At 72.9% G+C, this 24,571-nt stretch carries 18 protein-coding genes; all 18 read right to left on the reverse strand.

All coding sequences use genetic code 11. The features are described from left to right. Nucleotides 1–3: 3 nt before the first annotated feature. Entirely contained in the window at nt 4–951 is a 948-nt protein-coding gene (locus IE294_RS00745) for a glycosyltransferase family 2 protein (RefSeq protein ID WP_189881243.1), read from the reverse strand. Next, complete coding sequence (locus tag IE294_RS00750) at nt 948–2,264, reverse strand: MATE family efflux transporter (RefSeq protein ID WP_189881244.1); 1,317 nt, start codon at nt 2,262–2,264, stop codon at nt 948–950. Before IE294_RS00750 ends, IE294_RS00745 begins: the two co-directional genes overlap by 4 nt. Next, nucleotides 2,261–3,544: a DUF4910 domain-containing protein gene (locus IE294_RS00755; RefSeq protein ID WP_189881245.1), complete on the reverse strand. Its 1,284-nt coding sequence runs from the start codon at nt 3,542–3,544 to the stop codon at nt 2,261–2,263. The genes IE294_RS00750 and IE294_RS00755 overlap by 4 nt, the downstream gene beginning before the upstream one ends. After that, nucleotides 3,532–4,557, reverse strand: a complete 1,026-nt coding sequence (locus tag IE294_RS00760; RefSeq protein WP_189881246.1) for an NAD-dependent epimerase/dehydratase family protein — start codon at nt 4,555–4,557, stop codon at nt 3,532–3,534. Before IE294_RS00760 ends, IE294_RS00755 begins: the two co-directional genes overlap by 13 nt. 3 nt (nt 4,558–4,560) lie before the next feature. Beyond that, entirely contained in the window at nt 4,561–5,208 is a 648-nt protein-coding gene (locus IE294_RS00765; RefSeq protein ID WP_189881247.1) for a PIG-L deacetylase family protein, read from the reverse strand. Then, nucleotides 5,205–5,999 carry a glycosyltransferase family protein gene (locus tag IE294_RS00770; RefSeq protein ID WP_189881248.1) on the reverse strand — a complete coding sequence of 265 codons (795 nt, stop codon included), beginning with the start codon at nt 5,997–5,999 and terminating at the stop codon, nt 5,205–5,207. Before IE294_RS00770 ends, IE294_RS00765 begins: the two co-directional genes overlap by 4 nt. Further along, nucleotides 5,996–7,246: a class I SAM-dependent methyltransferase gene (locus tag IE294_RS00775; RefSeq protein WP_189881249.1), complete on the reverse strand. Its 1,251-nt coding sequence runs from the start codon at nt 7,244–7,246 to the stop codon at nt 5,996–5,998. Before IE294_RS00775 ends, IE294_RS00770 begins: the two co-directional genes overlap by 4 nt. Beyond that, nucleotides 7,247–8,470 (reverse strand): glycosyltransferase family 4 protein, encoded by a 1,224-nt coding sequence (locus tag IE294_RS00780; RefSeq protein ID WP_189881250.1) that lies wholly within the window; start codon nt 8,468–8,470, stop codon nt 7,247–7,249. It abuts the gene before it with no gap. A 2-nt stretch (nt 8,471–8,472) separates the two neighbouring features. Then, nucleotides 8,473–9,711 (reverse strand): O-antigen ligase domain-containing protein, encoded by a 1,239-nt coding sequence (locus tag IE294_RS00785; protein ID WP_189881251.1) that lies wholly within the window; start codon nt 9,709–9,711, stop codon nt 8,473–8,475. A 1-nt stretch (nt 9,712) separates the two neighbouring features. After that, nucleotides 9,713–11,251, reverse strand: a complete 1,539-nt coding sequence (locus IE294_RS00790; RefSeq protein WP_189881252.1) for a right-handed parallel beta-helix repeat-containing protein — start codon at nt 11,249–11,251, stop codon at nt 9,713–9,715. A gap of 14 nt (nt 11,252–11,265) precedes the next feature. After that, on the reverse strand, nt 11,266–13,218 hold the full coding sequence (locus tag IE294_RS00795; protein ID WP_189881253.1) for a heparinase II/III family protein: 1,953 nt from the start codon (nt 13,216–13,218) through the stop codon (nt 11,266–11,268). Further along, entirely contained in the window at nt 13,215–15,395 is a 2,181-nt protein-coding gene (locus tag IE294_RS00800; RefSeq protein ID WP_189881254.1) for a bi-domain-containing oxidoreductase, read from the reverse strand. The genes IE294_RS00795 and IE294_RS00800 overlap by 4 nt, the downstream gene beginning before the upstream one ends. 17 nt (nt 15,396–15,412) lie before the next feature. After that, entirely contained in the window at nt 15,413–17,347 is a 1,935-nt protein-coding gene (gene asnB / locus IE294_RS00805; protein ID WP_189881255.1) for an asparagine synthase (glutamine-hydrolyzing), read from the reverse strand. Nucleotides 17,348–17,350: 3 nt separating this feature from the next. Next, nucleotides 17,351–18,871, reverse strand: coding sequence for a Wzz/FepE/Etk N-terminal domain-containing protein (locus tag IE294_RS00810; RefSeq protein WP_189881256.1), 1,521 nt, complete (start codon nt 18,869–18,871; stop codon nt 17,351–17,353). After that, nucleotides 18,868–20,238 (reverse strand): Wzz/FepE/Etk N-terminal domain-containing protein, encoded by a 1,371-nt coding sequence (locus IE294_RS00815; protein WP_189881257.1) that lies wholly within the window; start codon nt 20,236–20,238, stop codon nt 18,868–18,870. The genes IE294_RS00810 and IE294_RS00815 overlap by 4 nt, the downstream gene beginning before the upstream one ends. Continuing rightward, nucleotides 20,235–21,500 carry a glycosyltransferase family 4 protein gene (locus IE294_RS00820; protein WP_189881258.1) on the reverse strand — a complete coding sequence of 422 codons (1,266 nt, stop codon included), beginning with the start codon at nt 21,498–21,500 and terminating at the stop codon, nt 20,235–20,237. Before IE294_RS00820 ends, IE294_RS00815 begins: the two co-directional genes overlap by 4 nt. After that, nucleotides 21,490–22,806 (reverse strand): nucleotide sugar dehydrogenase, encoded by a 1,317-nt coding sequence (locus IE294_RS00825; protein ID WP_189881259.1) that lies wholly within the window; start codon nt 22,804–22,806, stop codon nt 21,490–21,492. The genes IE294_RS00820 and IE294_RS00825 overlap by 11 nt, the downstream gene beginning before the upstream one ends. A gap of 73 nt (nt 22,807–22,879) precedes the next feature. Then, nucleotides 22,880–24,358 (reverse strand): sugar transferase, encoded by a 1,479-nt coding sequence (locus tag IE294_RS00830; protein ID WP_189881260.1) that lies wholly within the window; start codon nt 24,356–24,358, stop codon nt 22,880–22,882. Nucleotides 24,359–24,571 lie beyond the last annotated feature (213 nt).

Raw genomic sequence — 24,571 nt, forward strand, 5'->3', positions numbered from 1 at the left:
TCCTCACGCCGGCCTCCGCTCACGGCCGGCGACCAGGGCGTCGACCGAGACGGTGAGCTCGGCCGGGTCGACCGGGGCGCGGTCCTCGACCCGCTCGCCGGCGCCCGGCCGGGCCCGGCTGGCCATCCACGCGGCCAGGTGGCGGTAGCACGCGCGCCGGTCGGCCGGGGACAACGGCGCCCGCCGGATCGCCGAGACGAAGCCCCAGACGTACTCGGCGAGCAGCCGGGGCGTCGGGTGCAGCGGGCCGGCCCGGCGCGGGTCCAGGTTGACGCACCGGGAGCGCTTGGACGGGTTCGCCCGCTCGGCGCGGGTGGGATGGTCGCGGCGGAAGTACAGCAGCTCCGGCACCTGGTGGAAGGGCCCGTGCAGGCCGATCTCGGCGACGAACGTGCGGTCGGCGTGGTGGTAGCTGTCCATCGGTCTCACCCGGCGCAGCACGTCGGCCCGGATCACCCCGTAGAAGTCGTCGCCGCCGGGTTCGAACAGCATGCTGCGGAAGCGCTCCGGCGCGTGCGGCGAGGCGGTGGCGAGCGTGTACGCGTAGGGGACCTTCACCTGGCCGTCGCCGTCGATGACCGCCTGGTCGGCGTGCGCGAGGATCACGTCCGGCCGCTCGTCCAGCGCCTCGACGCAGCGCCGCAGCAGGTCCCGGGCGTACAGGTCGTCGTGCGAGGCCCACTTGAACAGCTCGCCGCGGCACTCGGCGAACACATGGTTGTGGTTCGGGGTGGCGCCGATGTTCCGGGGCAGGCGGAGGTACCGGATGCGGGAGTCCTTCGCGGCGTACGCGCGGCAGATGTCCTGGGTCCCGTCGGTCGAGGCGTTGTCGGAGACGACCAGCTCGAAGTCCTCGTAGGTCTGGCCGAGCAGGGCGTCGAGCGACTCGGCCAGGTACTCCTCGCCGTTGTACACGGGCAGGCCGATGCTCAGCCTGGGTCGGTCGGTCATGAGGTCCTCACTTCGGGAACGGAGTCGTGGTGCTGCTCGCGCAGGGCGGACCGCAGGTGCAGCCACCACACGGCCGAGCCGCTGACGGTCGCGGCGGCGACGCCCCAGGCCGAGCCGACCGTGCTCGCGGCGGCCGCCCCGCCGAGCCCGCCGCCGACGTAGCAGGCGGAGGCGAACAGCTGGGAGCGCAGGCTGCGCCGGGCCGCGCCGAGCGCGCGCAGCCCGGCCGCGGCGCCGGTGCCGAGGCCGGCGCCCGCGACGCTGAGGGTGATCGGCGCGATGAGCTGCGAGGCGGAGTGCCAGACGCCGCCCAGCACGAGGTCGCCGAGCCGGTCCGGCACCAGCAGCAGCGACCCGCCCCAGAGCAGCGCGCCGGCGGCCTGCCCGCCGCCCAGCAGGAGGCAGAACGTGCCGAGGCGGTGCGGGGCCTGCCGCAGCACCCGTGCCGCCTCCGGGACGGTCACCAGGGACAGTCCCATCAGTACGGCGAGGAAGGGACCCATCAGGAGCTCGGCGCCCCGTACCGCGCCCACCGCGCCGACGCCGACGATCGCGCCGAGCCCGTACGCCCGCAGCTGGCTCGCGCCGCTGAGGCTGACGTTCTCGACCAGGTACCGGTAGCCGAGGTCGCGGTGCTCGCGCAGCCACGCGCGTGCTCCGCTCACCTCGGGCCGGATCCCGGACTGGAGGCAGCCGTACGCGGCGGCCACCGCGGCGGAGGCTCCCCAGGCGAGCACGAACGCGGCCACGCTGCCCACGTGGGCCGCCAGGACCATGGCCGGGACGAGCGCGACGCACCACACGAGGTCGTTGACGAAGGCCTTCCGCCCGGCGCCGGCGGCGAAGAACGAGAACCGCCAGGCGTCCTGCAACAGCAGCCCCGGCAGCAGGACGCCGAGGCAGGCGAACGCGGGACCCACCCGGCCGCCGAGACCGAGCCCGACCACCAGGCACGCCGCGCCGATGGCGGCTCCCACGCCGAGCGCGGTACCCGACGACCGGGCCACCGCCCCGCGCCAGGACGCGTCCGGCACGCCGCTGAAGCGCACCACGAGAGGGTCGGTGGCAAGGCCGCGCGAGACGTTGAGCACGACGCCGTAGGTCACCCAGGCGAGGCTGAACACGCCGAACGCGGTCACGCCCAGCGAGCGGGCCACGTAGATGCCCACCGCGAAGTTGCTGATGCTGGAGGCCGCCTGGTCGGCGAGCCCCCAGGACAGCCGGCCGGCGACGGCCCGCCTGGTGGACCTCCGGGCGTGTCCGGCCCGGGTCGCCGGTGTCGTCTTCTCCCCCTCGGTGGTCATCGGCGTCATGCCTTGATCAGCCCGGCGCCGTGCAGGGCGTCGGCCGCGGCGGCGACGGTGCCGAACGGCAGCCCGGACCGCTCGGCGACGTCCAGCAGACTGTGCTCGCCGTCGGAGAGGCTGAGCACCCAGAGCATGGCCAGCTGGGCCTGCTTGGTGTCGCTGCGCCCGCCGAGCGCGTCGTACAACCCCCGTCGGCCCAGCTGCGGTTCGCCGTGCGGGCTGAGGTTGACGTACCGCCGGTCGCGGTCCAGGACGGCGAACGCCTCGCGGCAGACGGCGAGCGTGTCGGCCATCGCCTCCGGGGAGACGAAGTCCAGGTCGTCCGCCGAGGTGTGGTACTCGGGATAGCCCGCGTAGGGGGTCCGGGTGAGCGAGCCCACGCCGAGGTTGAACCCGGGCGAGCAGTACTGCCGCTCGTCGTAGCCGTACGGAGTGAACCCGGTGACGCGGTGCGGGCGTTCGGAGGCGGTCAGGACGTGCCGCATCACCCGGTCGATCGCCGCGTCGCCGCGCCGGCTCTGCTTGTACGTCAGGTGCCCGGGGTCGCCGGCGCAGGCCAGCACCAGGCCGTGCCTGACCCGGTCCACCCGCTCCGCGTTGCGGGCCAGCCACGTGATCGCGCCGATGGTGCCGGGCGCGAAGACGAACCGGTAGGTGTGGTACGGCGTCTGCCGGGCCAGCGCGCGGGCCAGGAACGTCGCCACGGCGATGCCGGCCAGGTTGTCGTTGGCCAGCGACGGGTGGCAGACGTGGCAGGAGACGAGCACCTCGTCGGGTACCTGCCCGGGGACCACGTGCTCGGCGTAGGTGAGGTGGCCGTCCGCGAGGGTGGAGTCGATGCGGACCTCGTAGTCGCCGTCCTCCATCGCGTCCAGGGTCTCCTGGGCCAGGCAGAACCCCCAGTCCGGCTTGTAGTAACTGGTGCGGTACGGCACCCAGGCCGGATGCTCCGGCAGGGTGTGCAGATGTCCGCGCAGTTCGGCCAGCGGCATGGTCGCCGACACCGGCACGCTGTAGCCGAGCACGTGCAGGCTGGACGCGGCGAAGTCGACGACCCGGTTCCCGGCGCTGTCGGCGATGTACGCGTCGCGGATGTTCCACTCCTGCGGCACGGTCCAGTCGAGCACCTGTGTGCCGGTCGGCACCTCGTGCCTCTGGAGCGGGATGTACTCCCCGACGATGTCCAAGGTGGCGCGCACACCGTCGCCGGTGATGCTCCGGCACAGCGGGTACATCCGCTCCACCAGCGCGTACATCTCCTCGCCGGTCCCGGTCACGGGCGCCACCGCAGGGTGTCGTCGACGGCGCCGGACTCGGACGCCGCGCGCAGCACGGCGAGGCGGGTGAAGCGCTGCTCGAAGTCCTCCCGGGTCAGGCCGAACGTCCGGTAGGCGTCGGCGAGTTCGAGCGCGCCCCGCTTCACCGTCCACTCGCAGTCGAAGCCGGGCACCGCGGCGCGGAACCGGGAGAAGTCCACCCGGTACGACCGCGGATCGGCACCGGTCTCCCCGGTGATCACCACCTTCGCGCCGGACACCGCCTCGGCGACCTGCGCGGCGATCTCGGCGACGGTGACGTTGTTGGTCTCGCTGCCGATGTTGAACGCCCGGTCGTGCACGGCTTCCCGGGGCGCGTCCAGCGCGGCCGTGAAGGCCCGTGCGATGTCGGCGGCGTGCACCAGCGGGCGCCAGGGGGTGCCGTCGGAGAGCACGAGGACCTCGCCGGACAGCAGCGCGTGGCCCACCAGGTTGTTGAGCACGATGTCGGCGCGCAGCCGGGGCGAGTAGCCGAAGGCGGTGGCGTTGCGCATGTACACCGGGGTGAAGTCGCCGTCGGCCAGGGAGTGCAGGTCGTCCTCCACCCGCACCTTGGACTCCGCGTACGGCGTCACCGGGCGCAGCGGGGCGTCCTCGGCCACCAGCTCGTCGCCGCCGGCGGCACCGTAGACGGAGCAGGTCGACGCGTACAGGAAGCGCGCCACCCCGGCATCGCGGGCCAGCCGGGCCAGCCGTACGGACGCGTGGTGGTTGATGTCGTAGGTGAGTTCCGGCGCCAGCGATCCCAGCGGGTCGTTGGAGAGCGCGGCCAGGTGGATCACGGCGTCCACCCCGGCCAGGTGGTCGGCCGTGACGTCGCGCAGGTCCACCCGGTGCCCCCGCGGGTCGGCGGGCGCCGGGCCGAGGACGCAGTCGGCGAACAGGCCGGCGTCGAGGCCGACGACCTCGTGTCCGGCGGCCGTGAGGACCGGGGCCATGACGGTGCCCAGGTAGCCCTGGTGTCCGGTGAGCAGTACGCGCAAGGTTCATTCCCCCAGGTCGAGCGTGAGTTTGGTGACGGCGAACGCCTCGGCGTAGCGCTCGTGGCATTCGATGCCGCGGATCCGGGCCAGGCCGAGGAAGGCCTCCCGGTCGTACCAGGGCCGGTGCCGCTGCGAGGGGTAGTGCTCCTGGAGCAGCCGTACCTTCCGTTCGGCGATCTCCGGTGACAGCGGCTGGTAGGCGGACGGCCGGCCGAGATCGCCGTCCCACTTGACGATCTCGTAGCCGAGGACCAGGTGGTCGCGGAACGCGGTCGGTACCAGCCGCGCCAGGCCGCGGTGGTCCTGGTGCGCGTCGTCGGTGCGCGGGGCCAGGACCAGGTCCGGGTCGGTCCGCTCGCGCAGTTCCTCGACGGCGGACTTGGCCTCGTCCCAGTGCACGGGCATCCGGCCGTCCGGCAGCTTGTGCACAGTCAGCCGCAGGTCGGCGCCGGGGCAGAAGGCGGCGAGCGCGGCCCGCTCCTCCTGCTCCCGCTCGCCGCCACCACCGGAGAGCACCAGCGCGTCGACACGGACACCCGGCCGCGCGAGGCACAGCGTCAGCAGCGTGCCGCCGGCGCCGATGGCGATGTCGTCGCAGTGCGCGCCCACCGCGACGATCCTGCCCAGGCGCCCCGCCCCGAGCCGGATCACGCGGTCACCCCCGCGCTGTCCCGTTCCCACACGGCCCACGGACGGTCGCCCCGGGCATAGGCGGCGTCGAGCGCGGCCCGCTCCTTCACGGTGTCGGTCGGCTTCCAGAAACCGCGGTGCTGGTGCGCCACCAGCCGTCCGCGCTTGGCCAGTTCGGCGCAGCCGTCGGCGACCAGGTCCCCGTCCTCGGGGATGTGGTCGAAGACCTCCTGGCGGAGCACGAAGTAGCCGCCGTTCTCCCACAGCGGCAGTTCGCTCACCGCCGTGATGCCCCCCACCAGGCCGTCCTCGCCCAGCTCGACGCAGTGGAACGACGACTGCGGCGGCACCACCATCATCGAGGCACCGGCGTCGCGCCGGGCGAAGTTCTCGATCATCTCGGGCAGCGGGGCGTCGGTGAGCACGTCGGCGTAGTTGGCGAGGAACATCTCGTCGCCGTCCAGGTGGTGCCGCACCCGGCGCAGCCGCTCCCCGATCGGCGACTCGATGCCGGTCTGCGCGAAGGTGATCGTCCAGTCCGAGATGTCGGTGGACAGCAGCTCGGTCCGCCCGCCCCGCAGCACGAAGTCGTTGGACGTCGTCTCCTCGTAGGTGAGGAAGAAGTTCTTGATGTGGTGGGCCCCGTACCCGAGGCACAGGATGAACTCCGTGTGGCCGAAGTGCGCGTAGTAGCGCATGACGTGCCAGATCAGCGGTCTGGGGCCGACCATCGCCATCGGCTTGGGCACGTCGTCGGCGGCACCGCTGCGCATCCGCATCCCGTAACCGCCGCAGAACAGAACGACCTTCATGCTGTGACCTCTCGGGACGCGACCTCGACAACGCTCAGTTCCGGGATGGGAAAGACCAGCCGGCCGCCCCAGTCGTGCACGTAGGACAGCTGCTCGACGAGCTCGGCCCGCAGGTTCCACGGGAGGACGAGCACGTAGTCCGGCTTGTCGGCGGCGATCCGCTCGGGCGGCAGGATCGGGATGCGGGTGCCCGGGGTGAACCTGCCGTGCTTGTAGGGGTTGCGGTCGACCGTGTACGCGAGCAGATCGGGACGGATGCCGCAGTGGTTGAGCAGGGTGTTGCCCTTGCCCGGGGCGCCGTAGCCGACGACCGTCTCGCCGCGCTCGGCCGCCTCGATCAGGAACTTGAGGAGGTCCCGGCGCACCTTGGCCACCCGGGCGGAGAACTCGGCGTACCCGGACAGCTCCTGGAGCCCGGCGGCCTTCTCCCGGTCCAGCACGTCGGCCACCCGCCGGGCCGGCTCGCCGGCCACCTCGGCCGGCCGGGCCCACAGCCGGACGGAACCGCCGTGCGTGGGCAGCAGCTCGACGTCCACGAGCGCGAGTCCGCCGCTCGCCAGGGCCCGGATCGCGGAGGCGACCGTGTAGTACTGGAAGTGCTCGTGGTAGATCGTGTCGTACTGGTTCTCCTCGATCAGGGTCAGCAGGTGCTGCACCTCGATGGAGACCCAGCCGTCGTCGGCGACCAGGGCGCGCAGCCCCCGGGTGAACCCGACGACGTCGGGGATGTGCGCGTACACGTTGTTGGCCACGACCAGGTTCGCCGGGCCGTGCTCGTCGCGCACGGCCGCGCCGGTGTCCGGGCTCAGGAACTCCGTGAGCGTGGGCACACCCGCGTCGCGTGCCGCGGCGCCGACGTTCTCCGACGGCTCGATGCCCAGGCAGCGGATCCCCCGGTCCACCACGTGCTTCAGCAGGTATCCGTCGTTGCTCGCGACCTCGACCACGAAGGCGTCCGGGCCGAGGCCCACCCGCCGCACGGCATCGGCGACGAACGTGCGCGCGTGCTCCACCCAGGACGTCGAGTACGAGGAGAAGTACGCGTACTCCGTGAACGTCTCCTCCGGCGTGATCAGCGGTGGGATCTGCGCGAGCCAGCAGTCGGTGCAGACCCGCAAGTGCAGCGGGTACGCGGGCTCCGGCCGGTCCAGTTGGTCCGCGGCGAGAAAGCTCTCGCACGGCGGCGTCGCCCCCAGGTCGACGACGCTCGCCAGTGTCGCCGAGCCGCAGAGTCGGCATCGTGTCATCTAGTGCCCCCCATTGATTCCGTCCCCCCTTGACTGCGTCCGCCCCGCGATCGCGGCGCGGTACTCCTCCTCCAGGCGCTGGAGCCCGACGGCCGGGCTGAAGCCCTTCTCGTAACGGCGCCGGGCCGCCTCGCCCATCTCCCGGCCCAGCTCCGGCCGGGCCGCGATCCGGCGTACGCACTCCGCGAGCGAGGCGGACTCGCCCGGCCGGTGCAGCAGCCCGGTCACCCCGTCCTCCACGAGTTCGACGAAGGCGCCGTGACCGGCGGCGACAGCGGGCACCCCCGCCGCCATCGCCTCCGCGACCACCAGGCCGAACGTCTCCATGGCCACCGACGGAGCCACCACGGCGACCGACCGCGCGACGGTCTGCCGGACCTGGGCCGGGTCGAGCAGACCGGCGTAGCGCACGTCGTCCCGGCCCGCCGCCCACGCGGTCACCTCCCGCTCCAGCGGTCCCGCGCCGGCGAGCACGAGCGGCACGCCCACACCGCCGTCCGCCGCGATGTCGTCCCACGCGGCCATGAGCAGCCGCACCCCCTTGGCCTCCGCGAGCCGGCCGAGGAAGAGCACCTGCTCCCCGTCGCCCACCCGGCAGGCGCCGGGGTCGGGGACGAAGTTGTGCTTCACCGTCAGCAGCCCGGCCGGCATGCCCGCGCGCACCAGGACGTCGCGCTGCGCCTCGGAGATGCAGAAGAACCGCTCCACGCCGGACCACCACCGCCGCCGGTTGACCGACAGGCTCACCGCGAGCGGCACCGTCGCGAGACGGGAGCCCCGGTAGCAGCCGTGCCGGACGGCGGGCAGCGGCGCCGCCTGGCCGACGCACTCGGTGCACAGCCGGCCGTCCCGTCGCAGCGTGCCGGGCGGGCAGATCTGGGTGTAGTTGTGCAGCGTGGCGACCACGGGCACGCCGGCGTCGGCGCAGGCGGCGAGGACCGCGGGCGACAGGAGCGGGAAGACGTTGTGGACGTGCACCACATCCGGCCGATCGGCGCGGAGCCTGGCGGTGAGCTCCCTGCGGACCGCCGGGTTCCACGGCACGAGCAGCGGCACCGCGACCTTGCCGGGCAGGGACCGGCCGGCGATGTCGTCGCTGCGCCGCTCGAACACCTCGACCCGGTGGCCGGCCGAGCGCAGCAGTTCCACCTCCTCGTCGACGACCCGGTTCTCGCCGCTCGGCTGCGCCGAGGAGTAGCGGTTGTGCACCACGAGGACGTGCATGGTCAGCTCACCTCCCGGTCCCGGGCCCAGCGCGGGACACCTGGTCGGGGGAGTGGGGGTGCCGGCAGCGGTGTGGCGGCGGCGGGGGCCGCGAGCAGCGAGGCGGCCAGGGCCAGGTGCAGCAGGTACGGCGAGGCGTCGCCGAGGCCGGCCTCGGTGTACGACGAGATCGCGACGTAGCTGATCAGGAAGATCGCACAGGCCCTCGGCAGCGACGGCGGGCGCAGCAGCGCGACGCCGCCGAGCACGAGGAGGACGGCCGCCACGAGGCAGACGCCGATCAGACCCTGCTCGTTGTAGACGGCCAGCCAGCTGTTGTCGATCGGCAGCCCGCCGAACGACTTGTCGCCCAGGCCCACGCCGAAGAACCGCTCCCCGGTCGTCCGGGGTGCCGCCAGCAGGGCGTCCCACACCTTGGCCCGGCCGGTGAGGCTGGAGAAGTTCTCCTTGCTCTGCCCGCGCAGGAACCATGCCTGGAGCGCGGAGGCGAACCCCACGGCGGCCACCGTGGCGCACAGCACCGTCCAGGTGAAGAAGCGGCGGGCGGCGGCGCTGGTCAGCAGGAGCGAGCCGACCGCCAGCGCCAGCCCGGCGAGCAGGCCGACGGTGGCCGTGCGGGTGTGGGTGAGGGCGAGGAGGACGAGTGACGGGACGATGACCACCGCCGCGCTGGTCCTGTCGACCTGGCGGCCCAGGAGGAGCAGCACGGTCAGCCCGGTGATCACCGCGGTGTACTGCCCGATCTGCGGCGGGGTGAGCGGCCACAGCGCGCCGACGAGGCGCCCGCCGTAGAGGTCGGGCATGGCCGCGCCCGGTGAGATGGCGAGGCCGGCGGCCACCGACACGAGCACCGCGAAGTACATGCGGATGTGGTGGCGGACGAACGCCACACTGCCGTCCCACCAGCGGCTCACCAGCCACAGCGTGCCGACGAAGAGGGCCAGCCGGGTGCAGCGGAACAGCGCGCCGAACCCGGACTCCAGGTGCACGCTGGAGATCACGCTCGGCACCAGCAGCAGGGTGAGCAGGAACACGAAGGCGCTGGGTCTGATGCGCAGCCGCACATTGAGCGCGAGCGCCAGCGCGAACGCGACGACGAGCGAGCCCATGGTGACCAGCTGGATGAGGGAGCGGGGCAGCTGGACGATGGTCTTCGCCCCGGCGGAGCCGAGCGTGTTGAGGCCCAGCAGCAGCCAGACGATCCCGACGGCCTTCGGTGGGGTGGCGGGGGCACGGTCCATCTCAACCACCGGCCCGTTGCGTCGCGAAGGTGCTGCCCGCGTCCTGCCGGTACGGCGGGCCCTGCCACTGCCACCGGTCGAGCACCTGGCTCGGGTCCCGGACGACGAACTGCCACGGTCCGCGGTAGGCGTTGTCGTGCCAGCGGTTGTGCTGCTCGAAGGTGATCGCCTCGGCCACCCGCCTGCCCTTGTACGGCGACCAGTCCGGATAGGTGCCGTAGTTGGCGAGCACCGCCATGCGGTCGCACTTCTCCGTGCACTTGACGACGGACTTGTCCAGGACGAAGCGGTTGTCGTGGATGTCCACGCGCTGCGTCTTCCACCGGCAGTCGGCGTACAGCGGTGCCTTGTCGATCGCCGGTTTCACGCACCGGTCCTTGTCCTTCACCAGCAGCGTGCAGTCACCGGAGGAGGTGTTGGCCGGGCTGTTGCAGAACCGGTCGGCGTTCTCCCAGAGGGTGATCCCGTTCCAGTTGTTCTCCAGCACGTTCCGGTAGATGTCGATCTTGTCCGTGCGGGCTGCGACCCGTGGTTCGCCGCCGGCCTCGGACAGGTAGACGGTCGCGTACGGGAAGTCGTCGCCGCGCGTCGCGGACGTGCGGCCCTCGACCCAGTTGTTCCGCCGGATCGTGTTGTTCCGGATGACCGCGTTGTAGCTGATCTCGTAGATCAGCGCGGCGCCGTCGTTCTCTTCGACGAGGTTGTCCTCGATGCGGAAGTCGTTGTTGTCGGTGTCCGCCCACAACCCGGCTCCGCGGTTGCCGTGCACCCAGTTGCCCCGGATCTCGGCGCCGTCGACGGCCCAGAACTTGATGCCTCCGGTGCAGCCGCAGCCGGGCTTGCGCCGCTCCCAGTCGCCGGTGTTGTTGCCGACGATCTCGTTGCCCTCGACCACCAGGTCGCGGATGGTGTTGCCGGTCTTGTACGCGTTCATCCCGTACTGGCCGTTGTCACGCAGGCAGTTGGCGCGGACCTGCTGGCGGGCGCCGGCCATCAGCCCGGCGCCGTCGTTGTCCTGGATCGTGGCGTGCTCGATCACCCACCCGTCGGCCATGTCGTGGTTGACCACGCCCTCGTCGGTCGGTGCGACGAAGCGCTGCACGGTCAGGTAGCGGATGGTGACATCGGGGGCGGTGCCGCTGAACGCGTACGCGTTCTTCTTCCCGCCGTCGAGCACCGCGCCCGGCGCGCCGAGGTAGCGGTCCCCCTTCTTGGGCATGACCTGGGCGTAGCGCTCCGGATCGAGCCGATGCGTGCCCGGTCGCAGCCAGAACGTGGTGCCCGGCGGGTTGTTCTTCGTCTTCTCGGCCAGGTCACCGACCACGTCGGGGTCGACCGTCACCGCGCCCGCCGGCGCCTTCGCGGGCCCGGCCGCGGGCTCGGCGCACACCCGGGCCACGGCGGACGCGGCCCCGGACCCGGACGGCGCGGCGGCCGGTTTCCCCGGTGCGTCCGGCGAGCTCGTACAGCCGGTCGCCGCCAGCAGGGTCAACGCCAGCGGTGCCGCCGGCAACGCCCAACGCCGGCACGTGATCCCCACGGGTCCCCTCCCCCCTAGCCGCGGAACGTCAGTACGGTGGTGAACCCCCGCACGCCGTCGGCGACACCGGTGCCGACCAGCGTGGTGGCGGGTTCCTTGCGCCCGAACCCTGCGGAGTACCAGCCCAGCGGTGGCTCGGTCTCGCCGCGATGCGCGCGCCAGGACAGGTCCCCGGGCAGGACGAGCAGCGCGGAGCGGTCCTCGCCGTCCCGGCTCCAGGTGAGCTCCGCCCGGTTGCCCACCAGGTCCGCGCTGATCGCCGGGCCGAGGTGGAACGCCAGCCGCACGGCCCGGCGCGGACCGCGCACCTCGTCGACCACCCTCAACTCCCGCGTCGCCGCCGTCAGTTCCACCCGACGGCGGTGCGTGGAGGGCCGGTAACCGTCGTGCTCGGCACACCAGCGGGCCGTCCCCCCGAAGGAGGCGCCGCAGGTGTCCGCGGCCAGGACGCGGCTCTTGGCGTGCCGGGTCCACAGGAACGGGCCGCCGGAGACGGACTGGTCACCGCCGTCCAGCTGCACGGTGTTGTGGCCGAGCGTCGACCGGAAGTACCGCCGCCACTCGGGCTGCCCGTGGTAGCAGTACGTCCCCGGGTCGGCGAGCACGTCGACCCCGTCGTGCCGGACCTCCACGGACAGCGCGTCCGCGTGGGCGTGCGCGGCGATGGACAGGAAGCCGTGCGGACCGCCGTCGCAGCGGCACCAGATCTCCGCCGGACCGCGCAGGATCGTCATGCCCGCGTCGGCGAAGTGGGCCGGCCGGCTCGCCGGGCGGGACACGGACGGTCCGGCGGGTTCGAGGAGCGCGGCCAGCAGCGGGGTGCGCACATCGGTGCCGGTCACCACCGGCCACCAGGCGAGCCGGCCGAACACGGCGTCCCCGGTGGCCAGCAGCGAGGCCCAGCGGTCGGTGCCCGCGCCGTCCACGACCAGACCGTGCCCGTCGTCCGCGTCCCCCTGGCGCGGCGGTCGCAGCCGGCTGTCCACGACGGCCGCGAGCGCGTCGGTCATCCGCAGCAGCACCAGCCGGACGGACGCGGGCACCGGCACGCCCGCGGCGTCCGCCTCGGCCACCGCGGCCAGGCCGAGTTCCAGCACCAGGCCGTGGTACTCGGAGGCCAGCTCGCGGTTGAGACCGGAGGGGAAGGTGTTGCCGCGCAGGTGCCGCTCCAGCGACCGCAGCGCGTCGGCCCGCCAGCGCGCCGAGGAGGGGAACCAGCCGAACGCGCAGGCCGCGGCGAACTGCCCGGCGGCCTCGGCGATGACGTGGTTGTTCGCCGAGGACCCCCGGCTGGGGAAGGCCGCCAGCCAGCGCTGGTGGTGCCAGATCTGGCTCAGCGCCACCGGGTCGCCCTCGAACAGCCCGGCCGCGCCCGGCCAGCCGTCGAGCAGCCGGCGGATCCACACCCAGGACAGCAGCCGGATGCCCAGCTCGATGCCGCTGGTCCAGTGCACCCCGCGCAGCGGCGGGTTGGCCGCCCACCACGACCGCAGGTGCCCGGCCACGCGCTCGGCGTACCGCTCGTTCCCGGTGATCGCGTAGGCGGCGGCGAGCACGGTGAGGTACTGGTGCCGGGACAGCTCCCAGATCTGCTTGATGTCCCCGACCGCGTCCTCGTCCCGGTAGGGCACGTCGAAGGCGTAGCCCCGCGGAGCGCGGCGCCCGGTCCTCGGGTCGTACCACCAGTCCGGGTCGGCCAGGTCGTCGCGGACCACCCCGAAATACTCGGCGTGCCCGTCCATCAGCCGGTCCGCCTCGGCGACGAGCCGCTTGGCGGCGTCCGGCGGCACCGCGGTGATCGTCCCCGCGGGCAGTACCGCGGTGAACCGGGCGCCGGTCACGCGCGGACAGTCCGGCGGCGCCGAGCGCCACCGCCGTCTGCGCACCGCGTCGCCCGCCCGGCCCGCGACCTCCCGCGGTCCCATCCGGGACAGCCGCCGCAGGTACCAGCCCGCGCTCATGGTCATCGTGCCCGCTCCAACGCCACCGGCGCACCGCCGGCCAGGCCGGTCCGGACGGCGAGGGTGGCCGCCGTGGTGGCGACCAGGGACTCAAGCGGCACCGGCATCGGCCCGCCGGTCCGCACGGCCCTGACGAACGCGGCCAGCTCGGCGTTCTGGCCCTTGTCGCGGGCCTTGGGCAGCCGCGAACTGACCCACCGCTTGCGGTCGTACACCGTGGCGCGGACGAAGTCGTCGAGCCGCAGCGCCTTGCCGTCCGCTACCAGGTCCAGCGTCTCCTTGGGGAAGCCGGCCGGGCCGCTGGTGACGTAGCTGATGGCGGCGGTGGACCCGTCCGGGTAGCGCAGCACGACCTGGAGGTCCTCGTTCCCGGGCGAGGCGACCGCGTACACCGAGACCGGGTCGGCGTCGAGCAGCCAGCTCGCCGTGTCGATGAAGTGCCCGCCCTCCCCGGCGAACCGCGAGCCCTCGGTGCCCTGCTGGAGGTACCAGCTGCTGTGGTCGAGGCGGCCCGCGTTGACCAGGTACCGCAGGTGCGCCGGACCGGTCCGGGCGCCGAACCGCGTCCTGGCCTCCCGCAGCAGCGGCGCGAACCGGCGGTTGAAGCCCACCTGCAACCGGTCGTTGCCGGACTCCTCCACCGCCGCGAGCACCCCGGCCAGCTCCTCCTCGGTGAGCGCCAACGGCTTCTCGACGAACACGGCCTTGCCGGCCAGCAGCGCCCTGCGGGTCAGTTCGGCGTGCGAGCTGTGCCGGGTGACGACGAACACCGCGTCGATGGACTGGTCGCCGAGCACGGCGTCGAGATCGGTCGTCGCCTCGGCGAAGCCGAACTTCCGCTGCGCGTTGGCCGCGGACAGCGCCGTCGTGGTGACGACGGTCGCCAGCTCGACGCCGTCGCGCTGCGCCAGGTGCGGCAGCAGCATCGACGTCGCGTAGTTGCCCGCGCCGACGAACGCCAGCCGCACCGACGTGTTGGCGACCCGGGCCGGACCGCGCCGCACGTTCACCGTGGGCACGGCCACCGCCGGGGCCGCCGATTTCGCCGCCTCCCCCTCCTGCCGGGGGTACCGGAACAGCACGGCCACCGCCTTCAGGTCGCCGTCCTTCAGGCGCTGGTACGTCTCGACGGCGTCGTCGAAGTCGGCGACGTGGGAGATCAAGGGCTCGACGTCGACGCTGCCGCGGGCGAGGAGATCGAGGAAGCACGCCAGGTTGCGGCGCTCGGTCCAGCGCACGTAGCCGATCGGGTAGTCCCGCCCCTGGAGCTCGTACTCCGGGTCGTAGCGCCCGGGCCCGTAACTGCGGGAGAACCGGACGTCCAGCTCCTTCTCGTAGTACGCGTTCCACGGCAGGTCCAGGCGGCACTTGCCGATGTCGACGACCCGGCCGCGGTCCCGGCAGAGCCGGGCGGCCAGCTCGACGGGCTGGTTGCTGCCGCCGCCCGCGGCCAGGTACACCTGGTCCACGCCCAGGCCGCCGGTGAGTTCGGCGACGGCGGCTTCCACGGCCGCGGACGCGGGGTCTCCGCAGGCCGCGGCGCCCAGACGCCCGGCCAGCTCGCAGCGCACCGGGTCGGGGTCGACCCCGACGACACGCACGCCCGAGGCGGCCAGGAGCTGCACCACCAGCTGCCCGATCAGCCCGAGGCCGATGACCAGTGCCACTTCGCCGAGCTGCGGCCCGCCCTGACGGACGCCCTGCATGGCGATCGACCCGACGGTGCCGAAGGCCGCGTGCCGGGGCGCGAGGCCGTCCGGCACCGGGACGTAGAGGTTCTTCGGCACCCAGTTCAGCTCGGCGTGCAGCGCGTGCTCGTTGCCCGCGCAGGCCACGAGGTCGCCGACCTTCACCTCGTCGATCCCGGCGCCGACCTGCTCGACCACCCCGCACAGCGAGTAGCCCAGCGGCGTGTAGGAGTCCAGCTTGCCCATCACCTTGCGGTAGGTGGCGGGCACCCCGTTGGTGGCCACGCTCTGCATGACCTTGGCCACCTGGTCCGGCCGGGAGCGGGCCTTGCCCAGCATCGACATCCCGGCCTCGGACACCTTCATGAGCTCGGTCCCGGTCGAGATCAGCGAGTAGGCGCTGCGGACCAGCACACCGCCCGGCTTGCACCCCGGCACCGGCACGTCGAGCACCGCCAGCTCGCCGCTCTTGTAGTTCTGCACAACCTGTTTCACCCGAACTCCTCTGATTCCTAAGCCGTGTGCCGAGTGCTCTGGCCGGACCCAGAGGTCGCGTCGCGATACCAGTACTCAAGCGTCAGTACGTGCCACAGATGCTTGGAGAAGTCCCGCTGCCCGGCGGCGTCCTCGGCGACCATCCGCGTCAGCGCGTCACGGCGCAGGAACCCGGAACGGACGAGCTCCCCGTCGTTGACCACCTCACGCACCAGCGGCGCCAGGTCCCGGCTCATCCAGGCGCGCAGCGGGGCGCTGAACAGGCCCTTGGGCCGGTACACGATCTCCCGGGGCAGGACCGAGACGGCCGCCTCCTTGAGGACGGCCTTGCCCTGCCGTCCGACGATCTTGCGGTCGCCGGGCACCGCGAACGCCGCCTTGACCACCTCGACGTCGACGTACGGCACCCGCACCTCGGTCGACGCGGCCATGCTGGAGCGGTCCGTGTACGCGAGGTTCAGGCCCGGCAGGAACATCCGGGCGTCCCCCAGGCACATGCGGTTGACGAAGTCGTCGAGCTCGTTGTCCTGGTAGACGTCCGCGTGCTCGGTCAGCACGTCCCCGACCGCCCCGGCCAGGTCCGGATCGACCAGGGCGAGCAGCTCGTCCCGGTCGTACATCGTGTAGCTGCGCCGGAACGCGGTCTCCTCCGGCAGATCGGCGAAGGAGAGGAACCGCTTCGCGAAGCGCACCGAGCGGTACCCCCGGCGGCTCGTCGCGACCGGCAGCCGGTCCACGGCCGTGGACACCCCGCGCCGCAGGGGCCGCGGGACGCGCTGGTAGCGCAGCGCGAGCAGGTTGGCCAGGTGCTTGCGGTACCCGGCGAACAGCTCGTCGGCGCCCATCCCCGAGAGCAGCACCTTGACCCCGGCCTCCCGGGCGGCCGAGCAGATCAGGAACGTGTTGATCGCGGCGGGGTCGCCGATCGGCTCGTCCAGGTGGTACGTCATCCGCGGCAGCAGGTCGAGCACGTCCGGGGCGATCTCGATCTCCCGCAGGTCGACGCCGAACCGCTCGGCCACCCGCCGGGCGTAGCGCAGGTCGTCCGGCATCGCCTCGAACCTGGCGTCCTCGGCGCGGAACCCGATCGTGTAGGCGGGGATCCCGGGCCGGTCGCGGGCCGCCAGCGCGGTCAGGTAGCTGGAGTCCAGCCCGCCGGAGAGGAAGGTCGCCACGGGTACGTCGGAGAGCAGGTGGCGCCGGGCCGACTCCTCGACGACGGCGGCGATGTCCGGCCGCTCCCCGGCCCGGGCCCGCTCCCGGCCCTCGGCGGCGACGTCCTTCAGGTTCCAGAACCGGCCGCGCTGCACCGAGCCGTCGGCCCGGCACCGCAGCCAGCTCCCCGGCGGCAGCTTCTCCGCCTCGCGGAACGCGCACCGCGAGTCCGGCACCCAGTAGTACAGCAGGGAGGCCACCAGCGCCGCATGGTCCACCTCCAGCGGCCCGCCGGTCACGGCGGCGAGCGCCTTGAGCTCGGAGGCGAACACCAGCCCCTCGCCGCGCCGGAGCAGGAACAGCGGCTTGATGCCGAGCTGGTCCCGGGCGAGCACCAGGTCACCGGTGCGTTCGTCGAAGATCCCGAACGCGAACATGCCGCGCAGCCGGGGCAGGCAGTCGGTGCCCCAGCGCCGCCAGGCCTCCAGCAGCACCTCGGTGTCGGAGGTGCCGCGGAAGCGCACCCCGGCGGCTGCCAGTTCGGCGCGCAGCTCGGGCGCGTTGTACAGCTCGCCGTTGTACGTCAGGGCGAGGCCGCCCGAGACCATCGGCTGGGCGCCGGTCCCGGACAGGTCGATGACGGCCAGCCGGCGGTGCCCGAGGTGCACCTCGCCGTCGCCGGCGGGGTGGCTGTACCGGCCCGCCCCGTCCGGACCGCGGTGGGCGAGGGTGTCGGTGAGCCGGTCGGTCACGAGCTTGCCGTCCGGCCAGCGGTACGTACCTGCGATGCCGCACATGTGCTACCGGGCCTCCTGGTCGTTGTCCGCGCCCCGTGCGGCCCACATCGGCTGCCGCTCCGTCAGCCGCCGGCCGGGCTGCTGGGCCGGCCGCTCGCTGCGTCCGCGGAGCGCGGTGTGCAGCCCGTCCCACAACGTGCCGTCGGTGCGGTCCCGTGGATCGGGGTCGATCAGCACCACACCGATCACCGCGATGTGCTGGTCCGCGAGCTGCCGCGCCACGGTGTGCAGCCATGCGGCGCTGCCGTGGCCGGCCCGCACGACGAGCACGGTCTGTGTGCCGAGGTACCGCAGGTCGGTCCACGCCGTGCCCGGCGCCACCGAGCCGACGCCGAGCCGGCGCTCCTGGGGCGACACGGCCGCGGCACGCTCGCCGCTGACCACGGTCGGGTCGCCGGGCTTCGGGCGGCGGTCCGCGAGCTGCGGGCTGGGCAGACCGTCGATGACGGTCACCGCTCCCTCCGCCGCCATCGCCCTGGCGAGGTCGAGGGCGATCACGCTGGTGCCGCGCGCGCAGCCGAGTTCCAGCAGCGACACCGGTTCCGAGGAGCCGCGCACGGTGCGGGCAAGGTGCGCGGTGAGCCGTTCGCGTGCCACCCGGGTCCGCCGGCGCTGCCGGCGCCTGCCCGACCGGCGGGGCAGTTCCGCGATGACCGAGGCGCCGAGGTTCGCCGCGATGTCCCGGCGCAGCACGGGGCGGTCCGCGACCACGACGCCGACCGCGGCGAGGGCGAGCCCGAGGACGAGGCCGAGGACGAGCCCGATCGCGGCGTCGGTGGCGGCGGCCTTGGGCAGGGAGTGCTTCACCGGGCGCGGGGCGTCCACGATCTGTGTGCCGGCGACGACCTCGGGCGTGCCGACACGCGCCTCCTCGGCGCGCTGGTTGAAGTCGGCGATCCGGGTCGTGAGTTCGGCCCGGCGGGCGAAGAGCGACTCGATGCCCGCCGATTCCTGCGGGCCGGTCTCCGTCTCCGGTGACCGGCCCCCGATGTCCTTGTTGACCTGGGCGAGCTCGTCCTTCATCCGGTCACGCTGGTCGAGCAGGGCCTTGGCCTCGGCGTTCGCGGTCGCCCGCATCCTTTGCACGTGGTCCGCGATGAACGCGTCGGCCAGCGCTTCGGCCCGGGCCACCGCTTGCGCGTCGCTGCCACCCGTCACAGTGATCTTCAGCAGGTTGTTGGTGACGCCGGTGCCCCGGTAGTCCCGCAGGAAGTCCTCGGGGTCCTCGGAGGAGTGGAGGGACCGCAGGGCCTTCTCGGCGATCCGCGTGGTTCCCAACACCTCGACGTCGGTGCGGATCAGCGTTCCGGTGTCGTTGGGCTGGTCCTCCTTGTGCGCGACCAGCAGCTCGGTGACCGCGGTCGGCGGCGGTGGCATCAGGGCCGCCACGGCCGCCCCGGCCAGCAGTCCGAGGAGCGCCATGGCGCACCACAGGCGGCGGCGCCTGCGGACCGCGACCACCAGCGCCTGTAGGTCGAGGAGCGGGGTGGTGGCCGACGACTCCGGTGCCGTGCTCGTCGTCACGCTGACCCTCCCGTCGCGTGGCCGCGGACCGCGAGCGCCAACGTGGCCTCGTCCGACGGGCGGCCGTCCGTCCTCGTCGGACGGGTCCGGACCATGCCGGCGACGACGATGCCGACGACCTCGTGCATGCCGTCCGCGCACGCCTCGGCGATACCGGCGAGTTCCTCCGCGGTCCAGCTCCCCGCGCTGAGGACGACCAGGGCGCCGGACTCGGTTTCGCGGTCCGGCACGACCGGCCGGTCCACCGACACCCGCACCACCCGTAGCTGCGGGTCGTTCTTGGCCTCGGCGGCGAGCTGTTCGGCGGCCCGGCGGGCGATCTCGTCGCCGTCCGGTACGACGGCCAACAGCCGCCTCGGAGAAGACAGTTGGCTGCGGAGTCGGGCGCACACCCGCCGGTAGCGGATCCGCCGGCCGGCCTCGTCGCCGGATGCCTGCGGGGCCGGGAGGTCCCACCGGGTGTCGATGCCGAGGAGCCGGCGGATCCGGGCTCGTGGGCCGCGGACTTCCGGCCGGTGCCCACCGTGCCGATCGGCGGGCACGTCGACGGTGCCGAGGAGCGCCGAGCCCAGCGCCGCGGCGATCTCCGGTTCGGTGCGCAACCGGCGGTTCGCCCGCGCGGCGACGAGATGGCCGATGACCGCGAGCACGAAGAACAGCAGCGCCCCGGCGACGACGAGCTGCGTCCTGGTCGGTGGCGCCTCGCCGGTCGGGCGGGCCGCCGGCCCCATGACGACCATGCCGGCCACGGGGTCCGCCGGGCCGGCCTGCTCCAGCTTCGTCATGGCCTCTTCCAGCGACGTGCGCAGCTTCTCCAGCTCGGTGCGGGCCTGCACGCTCTCCACGGTCTGTCCCGGGTCGGCCGCGTCGGCCAGTTCGCTGATGCGGCGGTTGGTCTCCTCGACCTGCTTCCGCAGCGCCTCGGGCCCCGTGGCCGCCTTGGAGTCGGTGGTGCCGCCCGCGATCCGCGCCGCGAACCTGACGAACTGGTCGGCCACCTGGTCGGCGAGCCGCTGCGCGCGCTCCGGGGTGCCGGCCGTGCCCGAGATCGTGATGATGTTCCCGTCGGCGGCCTTGGCGGACACGTGGTCCCGCAGCTCGGCGCCGCTGACGCCCGGCCAGTGGAGCGCGGCGGCGGCGCGGTCGACCACCGTCGAACTGGTCGCGATGTCCACCTGGGTGAGCAGTTCGCGCTCTTCCCACTGTCCGGGCAGCAGGACCGAGGCCGACGTCGTGTACCGCGGCGGGAACAGCACGGAGGCGCCGTAGCCGACGAGTGCCCCCACCACGGCGAGGACGGCGAGGAACCGCCGGCGCCGCCGGAGTATCCGCCCGATCGTGACCAGGCGTATCGTGTCATCGCTCAACGGCGCGGCCTCTTCCTTGCCCGGCCCGGGTCGCCCGCCGACACCGGAGCGTGGTCGCGGCAGGCGGCGTCGTAGGCGGCGAGCAGTGACGCTTGTGAGTTCCGCCAGGAGAGCGGCCCGCTGATCCGCTCCTGGCCGAGCTTGCCCATCCGGGCCCGCTGCTCCGGATCGTCCAGCAGCAGCGCGATGAGCCCCGCGAACTCGGCCTCGTCGTTGGCGCGCGCGTAGACGGCGGCGTCACCGGCGGAGACCCGCGCCTCCTTCAGGTCGAACGAGACGATCGGCCGGCCCATCACCATGTACTCCAGGACCTTGTTCATGGTGGACACGTCGTTGAGCGGATTGAGCGGGTCGGGGGAGAGGCACACGTCCGCGGTGGACAGGTAGCGCACCAGGTCGGCGTCCGGAACGCGCCCGGTGAACTCCACCCGCTCCGCGAGACCGAGCCGCCGGGACAGCTCCACCATCGCGTCGAAGGTGTCGCCGGCGCCGACGAACACCGCGTGCCAGTCGGTCCGCTCGAGCTCGTCGCGCAGCTTCGCCAGGGCCCGCAAGGCGTAGTCGACGCCGTCCTGCGGGCCCATGACGCCCAGGTAGCACAGCAGATGAGGCGCGCCGCGCCTCAGTTCCGGCTCGGGCGGTACGGGGTGGAACCGGTCGGTGTCGGGGGCGCTGCGCACCACGAACACGTCCTCCGGCCGCCGGCCGCCACGGCGCACCGCGACGCCCCGGTAGCTCTCGTTCGTGGCGAGCACGACGTCCGCGGCCCGGTACGTCAGCCGCTCCAGCGCGCACACGGCGCGGTAGAGCAGGTCCTTGCCGCGGTCGAACCGGGAGAGGTACAGCTCGGGTACCAGGTCGTGCTGGTCGAACACGAACCGCGCCCCGCGCCGCTTCAGCCACAGGGCCGGCAGGAACAGCAGGTCGGGCGGGTTGCAGGCGTGGACCACGTCGACCGGGCCGACCTTCCGGGCCAGCCGGACCGTGTGCCAGAGCGCCGATCCGTACTCCCGCAGGTAGCCGGCCGGACCTCCGGTGGCCGCGCGCAACGGGTAGCGGTGGATCCGCACCCCGTCGATCACCGCCTCCGCCTCCGTGTCCCGCTTGGTCCCCCGGGGACAGATGACGTGCACCTCCCAGCCGGCGTCGCGCAGTGTCGTGCACTCCTGCCACACCCGCCGGTCGAACGGCACGGACAGGTTCTCCACCAGGATCAGCGCGCGCCGGGCCGGCCCGGCGTCGCCGGTCGCGTCACCACGCAAGGCCCACGTACCCCGGTTCGGCCCGGCGCGCCTCGGCGTCGGGGAGGCGGACGAGGTCGACGAGCACCGGGCCGTCGCCCTGGGGCAGCGCCGACAGCACGGCCGGGTCCCTGGTCCCGACCAGGCACACCTCGGCGTGCTCCAGCACCTCGCCGACGGAGTTCGCGAGCAGCTGCGCGAGGTGCGGCAGCCGGTTCTCGATGTACTCGCGGTTCGCGCCGATCAGCCGGGAGAGGTTCACGTTGGCGTCGTAGATCCGCAGGTCGTACCCCTTGCCGAAGAGCCTCTCCGCCAGTTCGACGAGCGGGCTCTCGCGGAGGTCGTCGGTACCGGGCTTGAAGGAGAGCCCGAACATGCCTATGCGTCTCTTGCCGGTGCGCTCGACCAGGTCCACCGCGCGTTGCAGATGGTCGGAGTTGGAGGGCAGCACGTGGGCGAGGATGGGCACCGAGACGTCGGCCCGCTGCGCCGCGTGGACCAGGCTGCGCAGGTCCTTGGGCAGGCAGGAGCCCCCGAAGGCGAAGCCGGGCCGCAGGTAGGCGGGGCTGATGTTCAGCTTGCGGTCGGCCAGGAAGACGTCCATCACCTGGTGCGAGTCCACCCCGAGCGCCTGGCACACCGCGCCCAGCTCGTTCGCGAAGCCGATCTTGAGGCCGTGGAACGCGTTGTCCGCGTACTTGATCGCCTCGGCCGTCGGGACCGGGACCCGGAACACCTCCCCGGGCAGACCGTCGTACAGCGCCAGCACCGCGTCGCCGCTCGCCGGGTCGAGCTCGCCGATGACGGTCTTGGGCGGGTCGAAGAAGTCCCGCACGCTCGTGCCCTCGCGCAGGAACTCCGGGTTGACCGCGACCCCGATGTCCACGCCGGCCGTGCCGCCGACGTACTTCTCCAGGATCGGTACCAGCAGGTTCAGACAGGTGCCCGGGAGCATGGTGCTGCGGAAGACGACGGTGTGCCGCCCGCCGCGCTCGGCCAGCGCCGCGCCGATCTGCTCGGTGACCCGCTCCAGGTACGTGGTGCACAGGCTGCCGTTGGGTTCCGACGGCGTGCCCACGCAGACCAGCGACACCTCGCTGTTCCCGATCGCCTCGCGGACGTCACCGGTGGCGCGCAACGCCCCGGTCCGCACGACCTCGGCGGTGAGCTCGCCGATCCGTTCCTCGACCACCGGGGCCTTGCCGTCGTTGACCAGGTCGACCTTCACCTGGTTGACGTCCACCCCGATGACCTCGTGCCCCATGCTGGCCAGGCACGCGGCCGACACGCAGCCCACGTAGCCGAGCCCGAAAACGCTGACTCTCATGACGCGTTCCTCCCCCCAGGCAGGCCCCGTGGCCTGCGGTCCGCACGTCCGGCCGCACGACGGCCCCCGCGCATCAGTAGGCGCCCTGCCCGTAGAGCACCGCACGCAGCGTCTTCCACAAGATCACTGTGTCCAGGGCGAGCGACCAGTCCTCCACGTACCGCAGGTCCAGGCGGACCGCTTCCTCCCACGACAGGTCGCTGCGTCCGCTGATCTGCCACAAGCCGGTGAGTCCGGGCTTGACCAGCAGCCGCCGCCGGATGTCCGGGTCGTACGCGGCGCACTCCTCCGGAAGCGGAGGCCGCGGGCCGACGAGCGACATCGATCCGGTGAGCACGTTGAACAGCTGCGGGAGCTCGTCCAGCGAGTACCGGCGCAGCACCGTTCCGACCCGGGTCACGCGCGGGTCCCGGCGGAGCTTGAACAGCGGGCCGGCGCCCTCGTTGCGGTGGGCCAGCCGGGCGCGTGCCCCGTCGGCCCCGACGACCATGGTGCGGAACTTGTACATGGTGAACTCGTGGCCGTCCTTGCCGACCCGGCGCTGGCGGTAGAACGCGCCGCCCCGGCTGTCCGCCACCACGAGCAGCCCGACGAACACCATCAGCGGTGCGAACAGCAGCAGCAGGAGCGCCGCGCCCATCCGGTCGACGACGCCCTTGACCGCCCGGCGGCCCCCGGTGAAGGCCGGCATGCTGACCCGCAGCAGCGGGATGCCGAGCACCGCGTCGACGTGCAGCCGCGGACCGGCCACCTCCATCAGCACGGGGGCCACGACCATCTCGGCGTCGCTGCCCTCGAGGTTCCAGGCCAGCCGCTGGAGCCGGTCCGGTGACCAGTGCGGGTCCGGCGTGACCGCGACGACACGGTAGCCGTCGTGGCTGACGTGCTTGGCGACGTCCGCCAGTTGGCCGACGACCGGCACTCCGTCCAGTTCGTCACCGTCGGGACCGAGACCGTCCGTCGTGCACACCGCGTCCACGCGCCAGCCGAGGTGCGGGAGCTTGCGGGTCCGGTTGATCAGGTCGCGCACGGTGGCCACGCTCCCGGCGGCGAGCACCGGTCGCAGGCACCGCCCTTCCTTGCGCTGTTTGTGCAGCCACAGGCGCAGCAGGTACCGCGCGGTCATGGCGACGAGCGCGATCGCGGGGATCGCGACGAAGATCCAGAGCTTGATGTTGCGTGAGGTGAGGGCGATCCCGCCGAGCGCGAGTACGACGGTCGCCATGAACAGGGAGCGTCCGAGCCGCCGGAACTCCTCGGCCCCCTGGCCGAGCACGGCCGGGACCCAGGCCCGGCTCACCGCGAGGGCCCCCAGCACCAGCACCTCGGTGCCGAAGGCGAGTATCCCCCACTTCTCATGCCAGTTGGCCGCGTCCCGGGCCCCGAAGAAGTTGCCGATCGCCGCCACCACGAAGGCGGTGGCCAGGGTGTCGCTGATGATCACGGTACGGCGGTACCGCTGTTCCCAGTCGATCGTGGGCCGGCTGATTGCCCCGTTCGCCAGACGCTCGCGCGCCGACGGGAACGGGCTGACAAGTCCCCCTTGCCGCACAGAACCCCCCCAGGTCCCAGTGGTTCGACGTGTTCGCCCAACACTGTTCCTCCCCCTCGGGAGCCCCCGCCTCCCGCACTGTCCCTCCCCGGAGGCCCCCGCCCCCCGCGCAGGCCGTCCCGGCGCATGCCGTTCCGGCTGTCTCGGAACCCCCGGTGCTCCCCGCACCCAAGGTCCTGTTTCGGGCTCCCGGAATTGATCATGAATACGTCT

Source organism: Streptomyces canarius (assembly GCF_014650735.1).
GTDB classification, from domain to species: domain Bacteria; phylum Actinomycetota; class Actinomycetes; order Streptomycetales; family Streptomycetaceae; genus Streptomyces; species Streptomyces olivaceoviridis.

Bases quoted from the DNA above. Each gene is read 5' to 3' on its own strand.
- IE294_RS00745 (WP_189881243.1), bottom strand. From the start codon at position 951: ATGACCGACCGACCCAGGCTGAGCATCGGCCTGCCCGTGTACAACGGC.
- IE294_RS00750 (WP_189881244.1), bottom strand. From the start codon at position 2,264: ATGACGCCGATGACCACCGAGGGGGAGAAGACGACACCGGCGACCCGG.
- IE294_RS00770 (WP_189881248.1), bottom strand. From the start codon at position 5,999: ATGAAGGTCGTTCTGTTCTGCGGCGGTTACGGGATGCGGATGCGCAGC.
- IE294_RS00775 (WP_189881249.1), bottom strand. From the start codon at position 7,246: ATGACACGATGCCGACTCTGCGGCTCGGCGACACTGGCGAGCGTCGTC.
- IE294_RS00780 (WP_189881250.1), bottom strand. From the start codon at position 8,470: ATGCACGTCCTCGTGGTGCACAACCGCTACTCCTCGGCGCAGCCGAGC.
- IE294_RS00785 (WP_189881251.1), bottom strand. From the start codon at position 9,711: ATGGACCGTGCCCCCGCCACCCCACCGAAGGCCGTCGGGATCGTCTGG.
- IE294_RS00795 (WP_189881253.1), bottom strand. From the start codon at position 13,218: ATGACCATGAGCGCGGGCTGGTACCTGCGGCGGCTGTCCCGGATGGGA.
- asnB (WP_189881255.1), bottom strand. From the start codon at position 17,347: ATGTGCGGCATCGCAGGTACGTACCGCTGGCCGGACGGCAAGCTCGTG.
- IE294_RS00825 (WP_189881259.1), bottom strand. From the start codon at position 22,806: ATGAGAGTCAGCGTTTTCGGGCTCGGCTACGTGGGCTGCGTGTCGGCC.